Here is an 18,531-nt window from a genome sequence, read left to right as displayed (position 1 = left end):
ACTGGTGAATCCAAGTACCAGCGGCGCAAGACTTCTGAGTCCTCAACAGCGTCTGAAGAATGCCAAAGTATGGGAATATTAGTTTTCATTTTGACCGATCGCCCGCTGATTTTCTCTTCTATACCGATCTCTAGATTTTTACTAGCACTTGAGTCCCAACAATTTTAGCTGGATAGGTAGCTAAAGATGTGGATGCAGGCCCTTTGAGTACTTTTCCATCTGCGGCAAAATCCGAATCATGGCAGGGACATTCATATCTTTTTTCCCCAACTACCCATTTGACATCACAACCTTGATGGGTACATTTGGGATTGACAGCAAGTAATTGTTTGGAATTAGCCGGATCTCTGGCAACTGCGACTGTTGTGGTTTGGAGATATCCAGCTTTATCTAAGTCAGCAACGGAACCGATAACGGTGAAACCTTCAGCCGTTTTGGTATCGGCTTTGACAGTATTTCGATCGTTTATGGCTGGATTAGCGGTATCTTTATTCCCAGAGATCGAGGGAGCGGTAGTCGTATTCGTATTGCTAGATTTTGTGGGAGCACAAGCCGCCAGCACTACGGGGAAGCAAGATGCAAGCCAACCGATACTAAAATAGGTCAGAAAAGAACGACGCTTAATCATGATTTTGAGGATGGGACACGATCGAATTAGATGAACGCAGCAGATCGTTCGTCGTTCTTATTTTAGCAACTTTTTACTATTACTGAATTCGACCGCCATCGGATCGATCGACTATCCAATAAATATCTGTTATAAATCTAGATCGATCGCTGTCTAAAGCCAATTGCTGCCACTTATTCTCAACTAAATATTCGCTGCTAAAATTTGGATAGCAGTGTTATTTCTCTCTAACGATCGCCTTTATAGTTCGGCTGATTACGGTTTTCAAAATCCAGGGTTTTTCTGGGCGGAACCTTATTCTATCCAGCAAACCCTCACCCTAAAACCTCGTTGTCAATACTGTATTATGGCGGGCTATCGCCAACGACTACGCTCAGTGCCAACTATCAATTATCAATTAATTTTCGACTAATTGTTGATATTTAGCAACTGAAAATTTGGATACTTTGATAACTATATTTCGCATCTGCTGAGGAGCGATGACTGCATAAGCCTGATTAGCCAAACAAATGAGCGCGAGTATGGGTAAAATAAACGTCGGTAACATAATCACGCCGACCGCCCACCATGTAGCAACATGCAGTAATAATACAATCGCTGGTAAGAGCGATACAGCTACATTAGTATAAATCGTCCGGGTCGATCGATCCAATGCGACTAATGCCGTTGTCGCACCAGCCAAACATAGATTAGTCGGGACTAAAACAGCACAAATTCCAATACAGTGAGTGTGCGAAAATTCAATAATACTAGCTAGTTCGATCGCCATTGCTTACCTACATCAGCTAAAACTTAATTTTACCGAACTTTACTAAAGCGATCCTCTTGACTCCCAGTAATCCGTAATATAAATACAACTCGATCGGTTTCATCGCCGCCACCGCTAGCAAATCGCCGCTTTCAAGCTCCGGCAAAATTGCTCGATCGATTCTAGCCCCTCAGCGGGCGTTCCTTCCGCCAACCTCTTAACCATCGCGCTCCCGACAATTGCCCCGTCTGCGCCCCATTCTCGCACCTGTTGAGCGTGTTCTGGTGCTGCGATCCCAAAGCCGATCGCGATCGGTTTATCGGTGACGCTCCGCAGATTTGCCAAAATGTCCCCCACCCGACGATCCAATCCCGATCTCACGCCAGTTACACCAGTCACACTAACTAAGTAGATAAAGCCTTGAGACTTAGCGGCGATCGCCACAATCCGCTCCTGAGAGCTAGTTGGTGCAACCAGGAGGATGACCTCGATGCCGATTTCCGCCGCAGGTACCAATAGCTCCTCGGCTTCCTCTAGCGGTAAATCTGGTACTACCAACCCCTTGACTCCAGCAGCAGCAATTTGGGTGAGGAAGTTGCGAATTCCGAGATTGAGAATGGGGTTGTAATAAGTAAATAAAATAATCGGTGCTTTCAGGTGTGGACTCACCTGCGCCACCATCTGGATTACATCATTTAGCTTGACTCCTCGCGCCAACGCACGAGTAGCCGCAGCCTGAATCACAGGACCGTCCGCTAAGGGATCGGAATAGGGAACACCTAGTTCGATTAAGTCTGCACCTGCTGCATCTAAGGTTTTTAGAGCTTCAGCCGTAGTTGCCAAATCGGGATCGCCAGCGGTGATAAACGGAATTAGAGCACACTGTCCACGATCGCGTAAAGACTTAAAGCAACTAGAAACGGAAACCATTAATTTAGGGGATAGGGGACAGGGGTGACAATGTTCGGTTAGACAGTTAGACATGAGCACCCCTACACAATTAACCTGTAGGGGTGCCCCTTGTGGGTACCCTGGGTATAACTAAGCACTAGTACTCAGCCGAATATTGGGGGTGAGAGAATCGATCGTAACTAATGAACGTGCTAATTATTGCCGCTATAGCTAATTACGAATTACTGCTTTCGATGCGCTCTTGTTCGATTTCGGCTTGAATTTTGGCGAGTTCTTCAGGAGTTAGTTCATCTAGGCGTTTTTGTAATACAGCTTCTTCATAGTCTTTGAGCTGTTGAGTGTATGTCATTTTTTTCGTAGCTACTCGAAATACATAGCTAAATGACCATGCCAAAATTATACCTACTAATAATAGTTGGCTCCAGATTCCCGCATTAATATTGTCTACTCCAACAAACGTTAGCCCTAGATAGCCAGCACCACCGATCGCAAAGACAACAATACCGATCGCAATGACATCAATTCTCCGCATGAGCTAAATCTAAACCTCGACTTCGCGGCGTTGGGGACGAAAATTTAGAAATGGTGATAGTAATAGTAATCCAGGGAAAAAGAAAAACACTAGGAAGTACATAAATACTCGCTCGATCGAACTAGCTACATACCATCGCTGTTTGAGGTAGAAGTATAGTGCGCCTGGGATTACTAGCAGATATGTCCCACTCAAAATCAAATATACTAATGCGACGATCATATGTTCGATATTTGTCTACTTAGTCATTTCCTATTCTATCAGCTTCGATGGTCTGGGGCGCAATAATATCTGAGACCTATTGCGCTATCTGCTTGCAAAATCTCCAAACATCTCTCAGCGTAATTATTTAATCGTTTTGAGTACCGACAATCTCCAACCTAGTTTAGCTAATAGTTAAGTAGGCGATCTCCACACAAATTATCTGTAGGGGTGCCCTTTATGGGTACCCTCAGGTCTACAGTGTTACTAATATTCCGATGCTGGTGCAAGACATGAGTTAACTTAAATCTTCCGGTTCATTCTTATCGATCCGGTTGGGGAGAGGTTGACGAGAGGGTTGGAGGCTTTGGAGCATCTCGGCAATTTGGAGGTTCTCCAACGACAGATGCTTGGCTTCGCGCAGCTTGTGCCAGACTGAACGAGACATTAGAAGGCTATTTTTGACGCGGACTGCGCCGATTTGTTGGAAGTATTCTTCGCGTTCGGGTTGGTAGTCGGCAGATACTAGCTGGAGCGGCTGAGATGGCAGATATTGACAAGATCTAGCCAGTTGAGCCATTAGCTCTGGATACAGCCAAGTATAGGCTGGATGAACGGTTAATTCTGCTTGATGAGTTTGACGATCGCGATCTAGTGATAGATGATAGTAACCGATCGCCGCTTTCCGTTGCGTTTCAAATACATAATTGCTGACAGATTGCTTTTGCTGGAACAATTGCTTGACTTTGCCTACCACCGCTTGGATTGGCTTGGTTTTAAAGTCGTGGATTTGACGATCGAAGACTTGACGCAATAGCGGCGGCATGGAGACTGTATCTAATTGGTAGATCAGTTGGGCATCGGTATTTCTGACGGGGAGGAGATTGGGCAAATCTGGTTCGCGTTGCGCCAACTCTTGGAGCAATTCAGGGGCGATCTCCCAGTATGTCATATGAGCTAGGGGCTGAAAGCCATTTTGCCGATAAAGGGCGAGAGTGGAGTTATCACTGATATCTACTTCTAGCACCCAAGTACTCGCTTCGACAATATGCTCGAAGCAGTGACGCAGCAATTGAGAGCCAATATCATTTTTGCCCGTAACTTGGTCGGCGGTGGTCGCTTGACGATCGATCGATACCCATTCTACATACCAGGTGCTACGAGTCCGATTGAAGGGCGAAACACTAATTACACCACGTACCTGTTTATCGGATTCGGCGACTAGCAATGCTCGATCTGTGAGATTGGGAGTAGGAATAATATTGAGAAATTTGAACGGTGCATACCACCGATTCATTTGCTGAAATAGTCGATCGATCTGTGCTCTGACTGCTGGATCGGGAATGCTTGCTTGTTGACATAAGCTAGCGATCGCATCAATATCTCGGTATTGGAGCGGACGAACGATCGTCTGATGTTTAGATCCGTTATTCGCAGGCATCATCTGTCCCTTGTCAACCTAGAGGTTGATACTAATATAACATCTCCAGCTAGATTGAGGTCTGAATGCAGTTAGATGAAATTTTGATGTGAGATGCAAATTTTTCAGTTGTTCCCCTTTGCAGGGAGTGTGAGAAAAGCAAAATTGGGAATACTGAGTCCGAACGGTTAGCAAAATACCGTAATTATTTTTTGTCGATTACAGCGGTCATGCCTTTAATTGCTGCTGTCAAACCTTCTCCAGCTTTGGCTTTATCAGGTGTTGCCGCACCCATTGCCGTTTTTACTTCAGCAATACTACTAGAGATCGCAGCATAGTTAGCACCTGCTTTGGCTTTGAGAACAGGTTCTACGGCTGGATATAGACTGCTAAATTTGGTAAGTTGAGCTTTAGCTTTAGTAATATCACCACTTTTGACTGCACTATTTGCCATTACCAGTGCGGTTTTGACTGGAGTTAGTTGAGCTTTTTCAGTTGCTGAGAGTGGAGCTGCGGTTGCTGCGGGAGCGGTTGCTGCGGGAGCGGTGGAAGCACCTGTTGTAGGAGCAGTGGCTGCTGGTGTGGCAGAATCTGTAGTAGTTGTTGCGCTTTTATCTTTGTTGCCACAACTGGTAATAGTCAGAGCGGCACTCAGACACACTACTGTTAGTAAGGTACTAGCTTGGATCGTCGTTTGTTTGATAGACATGTGGGTATTTAATTAAGGTGTGATAGTTCTCACTACATTTATATGATAGCGTGGAAGTAGTGACTATTGAGTCGCAGATAGTGGATAGTGAGTAGTAACTAGTCAACGTTCCAGCCATCTGACTGAGAAAGTGTACTAACTTATAACCTCTAACTCAGGAGCTTTTGCCCCTGTTTTCATCATGGATCGACCACAGACTTGGAGCGATCGCTTTGAAGGTACTTTACATCCAGCGATTGCCAAATTTAATGCTAGTATCAGCTTCGATCTCGAACTGATCGAATACGATCTCAATGGTTCCTGCGCTCACGCTAAAATGCTGGCGCAAACGGGGATTATTAGTCCGACTGAGGGCGAACAATTAGTCGCGGGATTGGAGCAGATCCGCACTGAATATCGATCGGGAAATTTTCAACCGGGCATTGATGCCGAGGATATTCACTTTGCTGTAGAACACCGATTGACAGCGATTATTGGGGATGCAGGCAAAAAGCTGCATACAGGTCGATCTCGCAACGATCAAGTGGGTACCGATACTAGACTATACTTGCGCGATCGCATCCACCAGATTCAAACCCAATTACGCGACTTTCAGCAGGTATTGCTCACGCTCGCACAGGCACATGTCGATACGCTGATTCCTGGCTATACGCACCTCCAACGCGCTCAACCGCTGAGTTTGGCTCATCACCTGCTGGCTTATTTTGAGATGGCACAACGCGACTGGGAGCGGCTGGGAGATGTCTATAAACGGACGAATATTTCGCCCCTCGGATGTGGTGCGCTAGCGGGTACGACTTTTCCGATCGATCGCGCGTATACGGCGGAGTTACTTGGCTTTGATGCGATTTATGGCAATAGTTTGGACGGTGTGAGCGATCGAGATTTTGCGATCGAGTTCCTCAGTGCAGCCAGTTTGATTATGGTACATCTGAGCCGTTTGGCAGAAGAAGTGATCCTTTGGGCATCGGAAGAGTTTCGCTTTGTCAGCTTGACCGATCGTTGTGCCACGGGTTCGAGTATCATGCCTCAAAAGAAGAATCCCGACGTGCCCGAATTGGTGCGGGGCAAAACTGGACGCGTGTTCGGACATCTTCAAGCGATGTTGGTGATGATGAAGGGTTTACCGCTTGCCTACAATAAGGATCTCCAAGAGGATAAAGAGGCTCTATTTGATGCTGTCAAGACTGTCCAAGCTTGCCTCGAAGCAATGACTATTTTAATGCAGGAGGGGATCGAATTTCGCCCCGCTCGTTTAGCCGCAGCAGTCGCAGCGGATTTTGCCAATGCTACCGATGTTGCTGATTATCTAGCGACTAAAGGTGTCCCCTTCCGCGAAGCTTATAATTTGGTCGGAAAAGTGGTCAAAACTTGCTTGAGCCAAAACAAACTGCTCAAGGATCTTAGTCTAGTCGAATGGCAAGAGCTACATCCAGCATTTGAAGCTGATATCTATGCAGCTATCGACCCCAGACAGGTAGTAGCAGCGCGAAATAGTTATGGTGGGACTGGCTTCGATCGAGTTCGTCAAGCGATCGAAAGAGCCAAAACTCAACTTACGTAAATAATCTCATAGGGGCAAAGGCGATAGCTCTGAGGGAAATTCATTCCCCTAAAGCCTGCTTGGTGCACTAAACCCTCGGGGAACCCGAGGAGCGCGCATCCGCTAAAGCCTAAAGCCTAAAGCCTAGCCCCTAATTTAAGTTGCTGCTGCTGAGGTATCTTCGTTATCTTCCTCAGCGGAAGTGCCACTAGATTGAGGACGGAATCTCGATTTGAACATCCGACCGCCAGTGGGGCGTTTTCTAAACTTACGAGCGTATGCTTGATTACGCTCCGCCTTTTCCTTCTTCAGGTTGCGGCGTTTTGCCATAGTTGCCTCTGTAAAAATAAACGATAAGAAACATTCACCAATCCAACCGGACTGGATCTGTTAAGGCTGTGCTAAAAATCCGTAGTCTTAATAAAAGATCGGTTCGGGCGTAGCTTCAGCAGATCCCATGATACGCGATCGCGAGGTAAAAATACTAGTGGTTAGAGTGTCAGCTTTGAGAGTACTATCGATCTAACTGATGTAGAGTTGGATACCTCATCACACTCCTTGTCTGGCGCGTTCCTAAATTTACCACCTCTATGGTCGATCGCCGTTCTCGAATCAAACTCTCAGCCGGACAAATATCCTGGCGTGAAGCGGGAGATGCTCGTCTACCTGCCGTCATCTTTTTGCACGGCAGTTGGCACGATAGCACCCAATGGCATGAGGCGATCGAGATATCGAGCAAAAAATTTCATTGCTTGGCGATCGATTTGTTAGGCTATGGTAATTCTACGGCGATCGAGACACCAACTTCGATCGAGATGCAGGTCGATTGCCTCCATGAATTTTTGACTGCCATCAATTTGCGTCCAGTTTATCTGCTCGGACATTCCTTGGGTGCGTGGATTGCCCTCGCTTATACATTAAAGTATCCCGATTTAGTTCAAGGTGTAGTCGCAATTTCGCCAGAAGGATTTTCACTGGCAAGTTGGCAACAATATAGTATTTTGACTAAATTCTTACTCGCTCGCCCTTGGTTATTTAGACTTTGGCTTAATGGAATAAAGGCACTGATGTCTGTTATTGACGGTGCTAGCCCACTAGCAAAGAGTCAAGCTTATTGGAATTTTTTTAATAAGTTTCCAACTACTCGTAAATTATTATTTGAACGATCGAATCGGGAAATTCGTCGAGAATTAGTTGCCGAGCGCATAGCTCTATTTAAGCCGCCACTACTGATTCTACAAAGCGATGCTGACGATCGATCTGTCATCGAACAAAGTCAAGCCTGTGCACAAGCTTTCCATCGGGCTGAGTTTAAATTAATTAAAGAAGCTGACTTTGCACCGCCAGCATTAACGACCCAAATTACTAGAGAGATTGAAAATTTTATCGATCGCATTCAAGCTCAGATCGATCGAAAAGAAGTAGAATTGTGGTAAAAGTTTATTGAAGTTAAAATCACAGCCAATCCATAAAATAGGAGATGTCGATCGAACCTCATTCGATCGATCGATATCTCTAGATAGTTATTGAGAATCTCCCCATCACCACCAGTCAATACGATCTGACTTTCTGGATATAACTGTTGCCAATCTTGAATAAAATCCCGAATACCGGAAGTCACTGTCCGTAAGATGCCACTGGAGATCGCTCCTGGTGTATTATCGCTCCAGCGAGGTGGTAATTGTCGCGGTAATACTATTGCGGGTAAAGCAGCAGTCCCTGTAGCTAGAGAGGATATTTGCAATCTCAATCCTGGTACAATCGCGCCACCAATCAGACAACGACCGCGATCTACACCTGTAATAGTTAATGCTGTACCACCATCGATTACTAACACTGGATAACCATAAATTTCTCCCGCACCAAACATAGCCAAAGCTCGATCGATTCCTAGTGTCGGATAGAGATTGTGTAAGGGAATATCTGCGAGTGTAAGCTGCCGAACTTGAGGTAATTGTTGCCAAATTACTGTTTGACTGGGAACGACAGAAATTAAGTAAATAGATATTTTAGTAACTTCGATCCGACCATTTTCAATAATTCTTTGGAGATCGATGGGTAATGTGTTTAATAATCGATCGGGATGGATATATTCTGTATCCCAACTAGATTCGAGTTTGGTATTTAAAAACCAAGCCCAATGATAGCGCGAATTACCGATCGACAGTCCAATCTGGATATTTTCTGTCTGGTAGCACATCAGTTCCAGAACCATTTACAATCGTGGGTACTCTAGTTGGTGGTACAATAGCATTATTACGCATGAGAAAGAAACTAAAGTTTGACAACAAAGCCTAGCATGTAAAATCCCCTCTTGGGAGGGGTGCCCGAAGGGTGGGGTGGGTGAGATATTTGATTGAACCGTCTGACTCCGATCGTGCATCGCTGATAGAATTTAAACTACCTTACCCCAGCTAACATTCTGGGGTGGAAGCATTTGGGAGGCAGATAGTGAGTCGCAGAGATCTACCCACCCCACCCTTCGGGCACCCCTCCGAGGAAGGGATTTTTTAACTGTTGAGCTTTTTAGCCAAGATTTGATTGGCTAACTTAGGCTCGGCGCGCCCGCCAGTTTGTTTCATCAGTTGCCCGACAAAGAAACCCAAAAGTTTAGTTTTTCCAGCTTTATATTGTTCTAATTCCTTTGGATTGGCTGCCAGAAGTTCATCGACGATTTTCGCCAGTTCCGCAGGATCGGAAATCGAAGTTAACCCTTTGCTCTCGACTAATTTTTGGACTGAACCACCATGCTCGAATAGTTCGGGTAAAATTTCTTTAGCAATTTTGCCATTAATTGTCCCTTTGTCAATGAGTCCAATCAATTCTGCCAAAATAGTCGGTGTCAGCGCGATGTCTTTAATACCTACCTTTTGATTTTTGAGATAGGCAGTAATATCGCCCATTACCCAGTTAGCTGCTTGTTTGATATCAGCACCAGCAGTAATTGCGGCTTCGAGATATTCAGCTACAGAGCGATCGTCTGTCAAGACTCGCGTATCATAGGGTGATAAACCCAATTCTGTTTGATAGCGATGGCGTTTTTGGACGGGTAATTCGGGTAATTCTGCCTTCCAAGCTGCCTTTTGACTATCTGCCAAAATCATCGGGGTTAAATCGGGTTCGGGGAAATAGCGATAGTCGCTGGCACCTTCTTTGCTCCGCATACTAATCGTGCGTTGGGTACCTTCTTCCCATAGCCGTGTTTCTTGGAAAATTGGCTCGTTATTGCCAATCGCGGTAATTTGTCGATCGATCTCGTAGTCGATCGCGCGTTGAATCGCACTAAACGAGTTCATATTCTTGATCTCTACTTTAACGCCAAATTCCTTTCGACCCACAGGACGCACCGAAATATTCACATCACATCGAAGTGACCCTTCCTGCATATTCCCATCTCCTACGCCCAGATAGCGGACGATCCGCCGAATTTCTTGGGCATATTCAGCCGCTTCTACTCCGCTGCGAAGATCGGGTTCGGAGACGATTTCACATAGAGGTACGCCAGTCCGATTGTAATCTACTAGCGAATAACTCGAACCAGCCAATCGATCGCTGCCACCATGTACGAGCTTACCCGCATCTTCTTCCATGTGCATCCGCGTGATGCCAATTTTCTTGCGGGTAGGATTGCCAGCATCATCGAGGATTTCGATCTCTACCCAGCCATGCTCGGCGATGGGGAGATCGTATTGGGTGATTTGGTAGTTTTTGGGTAAGTCAGGATAAAAATATTGCTTGCGATCGAATTTACTATAGGCAGCAATCTCACAATTTAGAGCCAAACCCGCTTTGACAGCATACTCCAACACTTTCTCATTGAGTACTGGCAACACTCCAGGCATTGCCGTACAGACGGGGCAAATATTGTGATTGGGGACGGAACCAAACTCAGTCGAACAGTTACAAAAAATCTTGGTAGCAGTACTGAGTTGACAGTGAGTTTCTAACCCAATTACGGCTTCATACTGGATTTTAGTCGGGGTAGCTACGGTCATGCGGCTCTAAAAAATTTGGTGTAGAACTAGATCTATTTTTATTATATCGCGCTGTTGGCGTAGCCTCGACCTGGGAGCGGCATTAGTTGCTGGACAAGTTGAGTCCACTTATAATAAATAGATTAGTTGCTGCTAGCTACTAGAAAAATTTTTCAGAGCTATACACCCAATCCTAACTACTAAATAACCAGTAATTCTTATGGCTAAATGGGATGCAGGCAGGTTTTTAAATACCGTTAGCTATTTTGAAGCAATTCCGGTGTTCAGCGATGTACAACGCTGGCTGACAGGCGGATCGAGTCGTCAATCTACCACTGATGGAGGAAGAGCTGTGGGTGTGATTTTGGTAATCGGTGGGATGAGTGAAATCGGTCAATTGACGATCGCGCAATTAGTGAAAAGTGGTTATCGAGTCAGAGCGGCGATCGCGGATCTGAGTTTGACACCGTTTAGTGTACCTGCAAATGTCGAATTTGTGCAGGTGGAACTCGACAGTAGCGGTACGGCACCTGATAATAATAGTCTTACCGATCGAGTGATGCAAGGGGTGCGATCGATTATCGTTTGTCCCGATGGTGATGCTCTCACCGCCGCAGCTTTAGACAATTTAACGGTAGCTGCAATTACTTATTTACCCACACACAATCAATTAGAAATTTTTGATTTTACTCACCCGAATGTGGATCTGCAAGCGACATGGGGAGCTGTGGATGATGTGGTGATGGGTGGAGTAAGCGAAAGTGGGATTCGCTTGAGAGCTGGATCTGCTGTTTTTAGTGGTAATGTTTCGATCGAGAATTCCGGCGGGTTTGCATCGGTTCGGACGCGCAATTTTGACCCAATTCTCAATTTAAGCCATTATCAAGGGATCGAATTAAAAGTCAAAGGAGACGGACAAAGATATAAACTATTTGTGAGAACTGAGGAGAAATGGGATGGAGTTGGTTATGCTCATTCATTCGATACGATCGCTAATGAATGGATGACTATTCAAGTTCCATTTAAAGATTTGGTGCCGATCTTTCGGGCAAAGACAGTTAGTGATGCTCCGCTTGATACTACTCAAATTTGTTCGTTTCAATTAATGCTTAGTAAATTTGAATACGATCGAGCATTAAATCCGCGCTTTATCCCAGGTTTATTTTCGTTAGAGATCGAATCAATTGCTGCTTATGGCGGTGAGATTGTTCCCCAATTAGTCGTCATTGATTCGATGCCGATCTTTGCCGATTTGACTGCCAAACTTCAGGCTACTAGCCTACCATATGCGATCGTCCAATCGGCAAGTCTCGATCCTCAGATGTTAGCGATGATTGCTGTTAATTCGATCTCCCAACCCGAAGCAGTCGGTCAAGTTTTGGGAGGTTAAATTAATTGATAATTGATAATTGATAACCTGTAGGGGCGGGTTTATGCTAAAAATTGCCAACTAACACTACAAAATCGGAACAAACCCGCCATCCCGCCATCCCCCACCAATATCTGTTAGAGCGATTCCTCCTGAAACGATCTCAAATGGGTTCTATAGCGATCCTAAATCAGATCTTTGGGTATCGAGCCTGGTGCGTTACGGCTGAAGCCTAACACACCCTACATCAAGCTAGCTTTTCATTTAGGATTGCCATATACATGGGTGGATTGAAACAATTTTAGCCAATCTGCGTCCGAGACTATGACTTAGGACTGATTTTCATTCGCCATGAATGCGGTAGAAAAAATTGATAAATTCAATTGCCACCGGATTCACTGGAGATAAGCCAATCGTCACAGAGTATAATCAGTCGGTGAACTAGCAATAGTCGATCGATATATAGCGCAAGACAGCCGATACCATGAAACTAAACAGCATTAATCCTGGAGTTATTGCCATATTGTGTGCGACTAGCCTCACGATCGGCATAGTAACACCTGCGATTACGGTGACACCACCCCCGAAATCTACACCCACCAATCAAACCACTCCACCCACTACAGCCACTCCCGCCAACACCCCCACCCCGAATCCACAGCCAGCAACAACAAATAAGCTGCCATTAGTCGTTGTCACCCCGCTGACACCAGCGACCCTCAAAAACTTCACCGATCTCTACGGACAAGTATTAGCAGTCAAATTTACCCCCAATCAACAGCAAAAAATCTCTCAGCGGTTGAGTAAAGAATGGATGACTAATTTGGGACTGAGGAGTACTGTCGCCCAAACCATTGCGCTCGAACCGCAAATCGTGCGTGGTACCCCAGCCGAACGCACTCAATTACAAACTAAGTTAGTGGCAAATCTCCGTCAGCAGGTACTCGATGGAGATACTGATGCGCTGTGGTTGGTGTCGTTCTATGATGCCTCATCCAAAAATTGGTTAGCACCAGGGAAGCCTCCATTAACCCGCATGACTACTGACATGAGTGCAGAGGTGCTTTGTTTTATGGTAAATGAAATTATGGGCAAATCGATCGCCACTTCTGACAGTAAGCTGAAAGATGCGATCGCGACTAAACTTACTGCGGAATACGCCAAAATTCCTGCCGATACTAAACAGTCCCTGTCTAGATTACCTGCAACTTGGCTAACATTCAAGGGCAATGACTGGTTGCGGCGTGGCAATGATTTCCGCGAACAAATGCGTGTTCACTGGGGGCAAAATCTCGAAGCTTACATTCCCGAAATTAGAGAGATGAGCAAACTTAGACGCGATCGAGTGGCAAAACTTAAAGCCGATCCTAATGTACAGTGGGATCGAATGAACTCTATTCAACGTCAAGCGGCTTTACAAAAATCCGATCCAGAGTTCCAAGCTAGTATCCGTACTCTCGCCCCAACTAAAACAATTCAGTTGAATAACTATATTAATACCATGCAGGTCGCCACAGCAATCGGTAATTCTCCTACCCGTTATTCTCTAAGATTAAACGTAAAGTAGGTAAATTAGTTGATAGTTGACACTTCGGCTTCGCTCAGTGCAAGCAGTTGACAGTTGACAGTTAAATTAGATAAAACTTAGGGTGGATACTGCCCACATTCAGATTTAGGCGGTGCTAAATTGATGTATGATTTTGGATTTTTAAAACTAATCTAACTCCCAGTCCCCCCAGTCCCCCAGTCCCCCAGTCCCCCAGCAGCCCCTAATTCCTCATCCCTAATTTCATGCGTATTCTTGTAACTGGTGCTAGTGGTTGTGTCGGTCATTATATCAGTGAAACTCTGATTCAAAATACCGACCACGAACTATTTTTATTTGTCCGCAACCCTGCCAAATTGCAAGTAGATATTAACGCACGTCCGGGCATTCATGTCGTTACCGTAGACATGATAGAAATCGAAAAGCAAGCTGAGTTACTGAAGACAATCGATGTTGCCGTAATGACTGCGGCGGGTTGGGGTGGGCAAGAAGCCTTTGATATTAACTACACTAAAACTCACGTTTTATTCGAGCTGCTCGACCCGCAAGTTTGTCAGCAAGTTATCTACTTTTCAACCCAAAGTGTACTCGATCGACAGAATCAACTATTACCGGAAGCAGGTAAGATCGGGACAGATTATATTATGTCTAAATATCAGTGTTTGGACAAATTGACACGGGAAAAAAATGCTGTCGGTGGTGAGAATAGGATTGCCTCAAAAGTTACGACGGTTTTTCCCACACTAGTATTTGGTGGTGACGAGACCAAGCCCTATTCCTTTCTGTCGGCTGACTTGACAAATATCGCTAAATATGCTGGGCTACTGCAATGGTTTACTGCTGATGGCAGCTTCCATTTTATTCACGGCAAAGATATCGCCGAAGTCGTCAGGCATCTGATCGCACATCCCGAACTTGCCGATAAATTCGATCGCCGCGTCGTCTTGGGCAATAAATTAGTTACTGCTGATGCTGGAATTAAAGAGATTTGTGCCTACTTTGGTAAAAAGAGTCCCTTTCAGATTCCCTTGTCGATCGCGATCGCCAATTTTTTTATTAAGCTATTTAAGATCCAAATGGCCGAATGGGATCGGTTTTGCTTAGACTACCGTCACTTTGGCTCCACTAACCCCGTTAGCCCCGCCACATTTGGCTTGCCTAGCTACGCCCCAACGATCTCCGACATTTTTCGGACGCGGGGTCTTGTCAGTGGTAAACGATCGCGCGATAAAAATTTTTAAGTATTGTTACCCCCTCGGTGATACAATCTATGGTGGTCGATTCGGGATCGAATAACACTAAACTGCTGTGACTACTGATGAAACGCCTCAACTGACAGAATTAGTTAATGAGGAAACTACACCGGAGGAATCTAGTGTAGGGTCGTCAGAAGACTCGATGGGTGAGTATCAACAGCTCAAACAAGAGTTGTATCTGATTACTATCGGAATTACTGCTGTGGTATTTGCCGCAGTGACGTACTTTTACGATTTGAGGGTTGCCCTCAATTACCTGTTGGGTGCAGCCGCAGGAGTAGTGTACTTGAGACTGCTAGCAAAAGATGTAGATCGCATTGGTAACGAATCCGTGAAGCTAAGTCTCGATCGTCAAGCTCTAGTTGTAGTCTTGATGCTTGTAGCTGCTAAATGGCACCAACTGCAAATTCTGCCAGTCTTTTTAGGGTTCTTAACCTACAAAGCAGCACTTATAGTTTATCTCGTGCGGACAATCTCGATCGGGGATTAAAATTCGATCGGGTGTGAGCTAGCGCAGAATCGACCAGCAATAGCAGTAACTGCAATTTTGGTAAACGATCGCGAGACAATGACTCCTAGATGCACATGTTAGATGGTTTAAACATCATGAATCTCCTGCCCTTGGCGGCATTGGATGTCGGTCATCACTTGTATTGGCGACTAGGAAACCTCCAAATCCACGGTCAAGTATTCCTCACTTCTTGGTTTGTAATCGGGTTGCTGCTAATCGCTGCAATCGCCGCAACACGGAATGTCCAACGCATTCCACGCGGGATTCAAAACTTGATGGAGTATGCCTTGGAGTATATCCGCAATTTAAGTAAAGACCAAATTGGCGAAAAGGAATATCGTCCTTGGGTTCCATTTATCGGTACCCTATTTTTATTCATCTTTTTATCCAACTGGTCTGGAGCATTACTCCCGTGGAAGCTGATTCACTTGCCATCAGGTGAACTAGCCGCGCCAACCAACGATATCAACACCACGGTAGCACTAGCATTACTCACGTCTTTGGCGTATTTCTATGCAGGTTTCCGCAAACGTGGTTTGGGATATCTAGCTAAATACATCGAACCGACACCAATCCTGTTACCGATCAATATCCTCGAAGACTTCACTAAACCGTTGTCCCTAAGCTTCCGTTTGTTCGGAAACATCCTTGCAGATGAATTAGTGGTCGGCGTACTAGTATTACTAGTTCCGTTTATTGTGCCGATACCAGTTATGCTGTTAGGGTTGTTTACTAGTGCCATCCAAGCATTGGTATTTGCAACGCTAGCTGCTGTCTACATCGGTGAAGCGATCGAAGGTCACGGCGAACACGAAGAAGAACACTAAGTTTGGTGAATAGTGAATGGTGAATGGTGGATGGTGCATAACTAGACGCGATTAACTGGTAACTAGTAACCGAATCAATCTCAATTAATATTCTCTCCATCATTTTTTAAGGTAAATACACATGAATCCTACTGTTGCTGCTGCTTCCGTTATCGCTGCTGCTCTCGCTGTTGGTCTAGCTTCCATCGGGCCTGGTTTAGGTCAAGGTACTGCTGCTGGTCAAGCCGTAGAAGGGATTGCACGTCAGCCCGAAGCTGAAGGCAAAATTCGCGGTACTCTGTTGCTCTCCCTAGCGTTCATGGAATCTTTGACCATCTACGGTCTAGTTGTTGCACTGATTCTGTTGTTTGCTAACCCCTTCGCATAATCTTACAGTCAACCATCGGTAGGAACGGACAGTATTAGTTGAGAGTTGAGAGTTGAGAGTTGAGAGTTGATGAAGGCGAACGATTCGGAGGTTTCCTCCGGCATAAGGCGGCAATCCAGCTACGACCGACAAATAGACTTACTACTTACTTTACTGCCGATTTCCTCCCGATCTAAAATTTCCAAGGAAAGCATAAAACATGATCCCACAATGGACACTACTGCTAGCCGCAGTAGCAGAAGTAGCAGAAGTAGCGGAAAAGGGTAAACTGTTTGACTTTGATGCGACCTTGCCCCTGATGGCAATCCAATTTGTCATTTTGGTTGGTGCATTAAACATCCTGTTTTACAAACCCCTTGGTAAAGTATTAGACGATCGAGATGAGTACATTCGCGGTGGTTTGGGCGATGCCAAAGCCAGACTAGCCGAAGCCGAAACACTCACCAAGAAATATGAAGCAGAACTAGCAGGTACCAGACGGGAATCCCAAGCAGTCATCGCCACAGCCAAAGCTGAAGCGCAAAAGATCGCCGCCGGACAAATTGCCGAAATTCAACAAACTGCTCAAGTTCAACGCGAACAAGCTCAAGCCGAGATCGACAAGCAAAAGCAATCCGCTTTTACAGCTCTAGAGCCTCAAGTAGAAGCCCTCAGCCGTCAAATCTTAACCAAATTGTTGGGAGCCGAGTTAGTTAAATAAAATAACCTGCTAGCCAGATTAAAACAGTTAATAACGAACAGTTAGCGGTCACAATTTATGTAACTGGCAACCAATCGCTCATAACAAATAACCGTTCGATCGAATCGCCCAGTTCTAGCACATATATATGATGGGAAATTTTTTATTCCTCGCCACAGCCGAAGCCACAGCCGAAACAGGTGGTGTCAGCTTAAATACAGATTTAATCGAAGCCAACTTATTTAACCTCGTTCTGGTCTTGATTTTTGTATTTGTCTTCGGACGCAAACTCTTGACCGAAATTCTCACCGAACGTCGCCTGGCGATCGAAACTGCCATTCAAGATACGGAAGCTCGTCAGAAACAAGCGATGTCCGCTCTGGAAGTAGCTAAGAAAAATCTGGCTCAAGCCCAAACTGAAGCTGAAAATATTCGCACATTGGCAATTACCAGTGCGGAAAATGCCAAAGCCGAAATCGAGGCTAAAACAGCAGCCGATATCGAGCGGATGCAGGAACTAGCTGCTGCTGACACCAGTAACGAGCAGGACAAAGCCATCGCCGAACTGCGCGTGCGAGTCACTAAACTGGCGATGGAAAGAGCAGAAGCTCAACTCAAAAACCTACTCACCGAATCCGCTCAAGCTGAGTTGGTCGATCGTAGTATCGCATTGGTAGGAGGTAAATAATGAAAGATAGTGCCATCGGTAGTGTAGTTCTCACCCCTTACGCAGATGCGTTGATGTCCCTCGCTCAGTCTCAAAATCTGGTCGATGAATTTGGTAGCAATTGCGCGGATTTATTAGGCCTGCTTGATGAGTCTCCAGAATTGAACCAAGTCTTGGCAAGTCCGATTGTTAAAATTGCCGATAAAAAAGCAATTTTGGCTAAGATTGTCACCGACAAAATTCACCCATTTATGTCAAACTTCTTGATGATCTTAGTCGAGCGTCGCAGAATTGGCTACTTGGCAGGAATTTGTAAGCGTTATCAAGCCGCCTTGCGCGACTTAAAAGGAATTGTCTTGGCAGAAGTCACTAGTGCAGTCGCTTTAACTGACTCCCAGACTCAATCTGTTCGCGATCGAGTTCAAGCCATGACCAGCGCAACTAGCGTCGAAATCGTTACCAACATCGACCCAGACATCATCGGCGGGGTGATTATCAAAGTTGGTTCTCAAGTCATCGACTCCAGCCTTCGTGCCGAAATCCGTCGCCTGGGTCTGAGCATTGCTTAGGGAGTAGAGGGTAGGGAGTAGGGATTTAGTTAGATAAAGCCTAAAACCCAACACCTCAAACCTCAAACCTAAA

General features: G+C 45.4%; 22 protein-coding genes. 12 read left to right on the top strand and 10 right to left on the bottom strand.

What is annotated here, in order from left to right; genetic code table 11:
• Nucleotides 1-130 precede the first annotated feature (130 nt).
• The 7 genes from ACEW9J_RS09715 to ACEW9J_RS09685 all read right to left on the bottom strand — a co-directional run bounded on the left by ACEW9J_RS09715 (nt 131) and on the right by ACEW9J_RS09685 (nt 5,150).
• On the bottom strand, nt 131-628 hold the full coding sequence (locus tag ACEW9J_RS09715) for a ubiquinol-cytochrome c reductase iron-sulfur subunit (RefSeq protein WP_373544921.1): 498 nt from the start codon (nt 626-628) through the stop codon (nt 131-133).
• Between the two features lie 397 nt (nt 629-1,025).
• Nucleotides 1,026-1,397: a hypothetical protein gene (locus tag ACEW9J_RS09710; RefSeq protein WP_373544920.1), complete on the bottom strand. Its 372-nt coding sequence runs from the start codon at nt 1,395-1,397 to the stop codon at nt 1,026-1,028.
• Nucleotides 1,398-1,511: 114 nt separating this feature from the next.
• Nucleotides 1,512-2,306: a tryptophan synthase subunit alpha gene (gene trpA, locus ACEW9J_RS09705; protein WP_373544936.1), complete on the bottom strand. Its 795-nt coding sequence runs from the start codon at nt 2,304-2,306 to the stop codon at nt 1,512-1,514.
• A 196-nt stretch (nt 2,307-2,502) separates the two neighbouring features.
• Nucleotides 2,503-2,820, bottom strand: a complete 318-nt coding sequence (locus tag ACEW9J_RS09700) for a DUF3007 family protein (RefSeq protein WP_373544919.1) — start codon at nt 2,818-2,820, stop codon at nt 2,503-2,505.
• 9 nt (nt 2,821-2,829) lie between these two features.
• Nucleotides 2,830-3,042 (bottom strand): NAD(P)H-quinone oxidoreductase subunit L, encoded by a 213-nt coding sequence (gene ndhL, locus ACEW9J_RS09695; RefSeq protein WP_373544918.1) that lies wholly within the window; start codon nt 3,040-3,042, stop codon nt 2,830-2,832.
• A 277-nt stretch (nt 3,043-3,319) separates the two neighbouring features.
• Nucleotides 3,320-4,465, bottom strand: coding sequence for an N-acetyltransferase family protein (locus tag ACEW9J_RS09690; RefSeq protein ID WP_373544917.1), 1,146 nt, complete (start codon nt 4,463-4,465; stop codon nt 3,320-3,322).
• Nucleotides 4,466-4,646: 181 nt separating this feature from the next.
• Nucleotides 4,647-5,150, bottom strand: coding sequence for a hypothetical protein (locus tag ACEW9J_RS09685; RefSeq protein WP_373544916.1), 504 nt, complete (start codon nt 5,148-5,150; stop codon nt 4,647-4,649).
• A gap of 181 nt (nt 5,151-5,331) precedes the next feature.
• Here ACEW9J_RS09685 and argH point away from each other — a divergent pair, with 181 nt between their 5' ends.
• Nucleotides 5,332-6,714: an argininosuccinate lyase gene (gene argH / locus ACEW9J_RS09680; protein WP_373544915.1), complete on the top strand. Its 1,383-nt coding sequence runs from the start codon at nt 5,332-5,334 to the stop codon at nt 6,712-6,714.
• A 135-nt stretch (nt 6,715-6,849) separates the two neighbouring features.
• Here argH and ACEW9J_RS09675 read toward each other — a convergent pair whose 3' ends face one another.
• Nucleotides 6,850-7,023 carry a hypothetical protein gene (locus tag ACEW9J_RS09675; RefSeq protein ID WP_310425932.1) on the bottom strand — a complete coding sequence of 58 codons (174 nt, stop codon included), beginning with the start codon at nt 7,021-7,023 and terminating at the stop codon, nt 6,850-6,852.
• Nucleotides 7,024-7,283: 260 nt separating this feature from the next.
• Between ACEW9J_RS09675 and ACEW9J_RS09670 the strand changes: the two genes are divergently transcribed.
• A complete protein-coding gene (locus tag ACEW9J_RS09670; protein WP_373544914.1) occupies nt 7,284-8,129 on the top strand; it encodes an alpha/beta fold hydrolase in 846 nt (281 codons plus the stop codon).
• Here the strand turns inward: ACEW9J_RS09670 and ACEW9J_RS09665 are convergent.
• On the bottom strand, nt 8,096-8,908 hold the full coding sequence (locus tag ACEW9J_RS09665) for a pantothenate kinase (RefSeq protein ID WP_373544913.1): 813 nt from the start codon (nt 8,906-8,908) through the stop codon (nt 8,096-8,098). The two genes, ACEW9J_RS09670 and ACEW9J_RS09665, sit on opposite strands and share 34 nt — an antisense overlap.
• An 8-nt stretch (nt 8,909-8,916) precedes the next feature.
• On the opposite strand from ACEW9J_RS09665, the gene ACEW9J_RS09660 reads away from it, so the two are divergent.
• A complete protein-coding gene (locus ACEW9J_RS09660; protein WP_373544935.1) occupies nt 8,917-8,991 on the top strand; it encodes a hypothetical protein in 75 nt (24 codons plus the stop codon).
• A gap of 212 nt (nt 8,992-9,203) precedes the next feature.
• Here ACEW9J_RS09660 and gatB read toward each other — a convergent pair whose 3' ends face one another.
• Nucleotides 9,204-10,688 carry an Asp-tRNA(Asn)/Glu-tRNA(Gln) amidotransferase subunit GatB gene (gene gatB / locus ACEW9J_RS09655; protein ID WP_373544912.1) on the bottom strand — a complete coding sequence of 495 codons (1,485 nt, stop codon included), beginning with the start codon at nt 10,686-10,688 and terminating at the stop codon, nt 9,204-9,206.
• Nucleotides 10,689-10,887: 199 nt separating this feature from the next.
• On the opposite strand from gatB, the gene ACEW9J_RS09650 reads away from it, so the two are divergent.
• The 9 genes from ACEW9J_RS09650 (at nt 10,888) to atpH (ending at nt 18,458) form a co-directional block, all read left to right on the top strand.
• Nucleotides 10,888-12,057, top strand: coding sequence for a CIA30 family protein (locus tag ACEW9J_RS09650; protein WP_373544911.1), 1,170 nt, complete (start codon nt 10,888-10,890; stop codon nt 12,055-12,057).
• A gap of 463 nt (nt 12,058-12,520) precedes the next feature.
• A complete protein-coding gene (locus ACEW9J_RS09645) occupies nt 12,521-13,603 on the top strand; it encodes a hypothetical protein (protein WP_373544910.1) in 1,083 nt (360 codons plus the stop codon).
• 224 nt (nt 13,604-13,827) lie between these two features.
• The gene (locus tag ACEW9J_RS09640; RefSeq protein ID WP_373544909.1) at nt 13,828-14,823 is read left to right on the top strand and encodes an NAD-dependent epimerase/dehydratase family protein; all 996 of its coding nucleotides are present in this window, start codon (nt 13,828-13,830) and stop codon (nt 14,821-14,823) included.
• A gap of 67 nt (nt 14,824-14,890) precedes the next feature.
• A complete protein-coding gene (locus ACEW9J_RS09635) occupies nt 14,891-15,328 on the top strand; it encodes an ATP synthase subunit I (RefSeq protein ID WP_373544908.1) in 438 nt (145 codons plus the stop codon).
• Between the two features lie 89 nt (nt 15,329-15,417).
• The gene (gene atpB / locus ACEW9J_RS09630; RefSeq protein WP_373544907.1) at nt 15,418-16,176 is read left to right on the top strand and encodes a F0F1 ATP synthase subunit A; all 759 of its coding nucleotides are present in this window, start codon (nt 15,418-15,420) and stop codon (nt 16,174-16,176) included.
• A gap of 121 nt (nt 16,177-16,297) precedes the next feature.
• Entirely contained in the window at nt 16,298-16,543 is a 246-nt protein-coding gene (gene atpE, locus ACEW9J_RS09625) for an ATP synthase F0 subunit C (protein WP_373541039.1), read from the top strand.
• A 199-nt stretch (nt 16,544-16,742) separates the two neighbouring features.
• Nucleotides 16,743-17,243: a F0F1 ATP synthase subunit B' gene (locus ACEW9J_RS09620; protein WP_373544906.1), complete on the top strand. Its 501-nt coding sequence runs from the start codon at nt 16,743-16,745 to the stop codon at nt 17,241-17,243.
• A gap of 127 nt (nt 17,244-17,370) precedes the next feature.
• Complete coding sequence (locus ACEW9J_RS09615) at nt 17,371-17,910, top strand: F0F1 ATP synthase subunit B (RefSeq protein ID WP_373544905.1); 540 nt, start codon at nt 17,371-17,373, stop codon at nt 17,908-17,910.
• Nucleotides 17,910-18,458 carry an ATP synthase F1 subunit delta gene (gene atpH, locus ACEW9J_RS09610; RefSeq protein WP_373544904.1) on the top strand — a complete coding sequence of 183 codons (549 nt, stop codon included), beginning with the start codon at nt 17,910-17,912 and terminating at the stop codon, nt 18,456-18,458. The genes ACEW9J_RS09615 and atpH overlap by 1 nt, the downstream gene beginning before the upstream one ends.
• Nucleotides 18,459-18,531 lie beyond the last annotated feature (73 nt).

This window comes from Chamaesiphon sp. (assembly GCF_041737865.1).
Classification (GTDB): Bacteria; Cyanobacteriota; Cyanobacteriia; order Cyanobacteriales; family Chamaesiphonaceae; genus Chamaesiphon.
The sequence above is the reverse complement of the archived record's forward strand: the minus strand, read 5'-3'. Positions and strand labels throughout refer to the sequence as shown.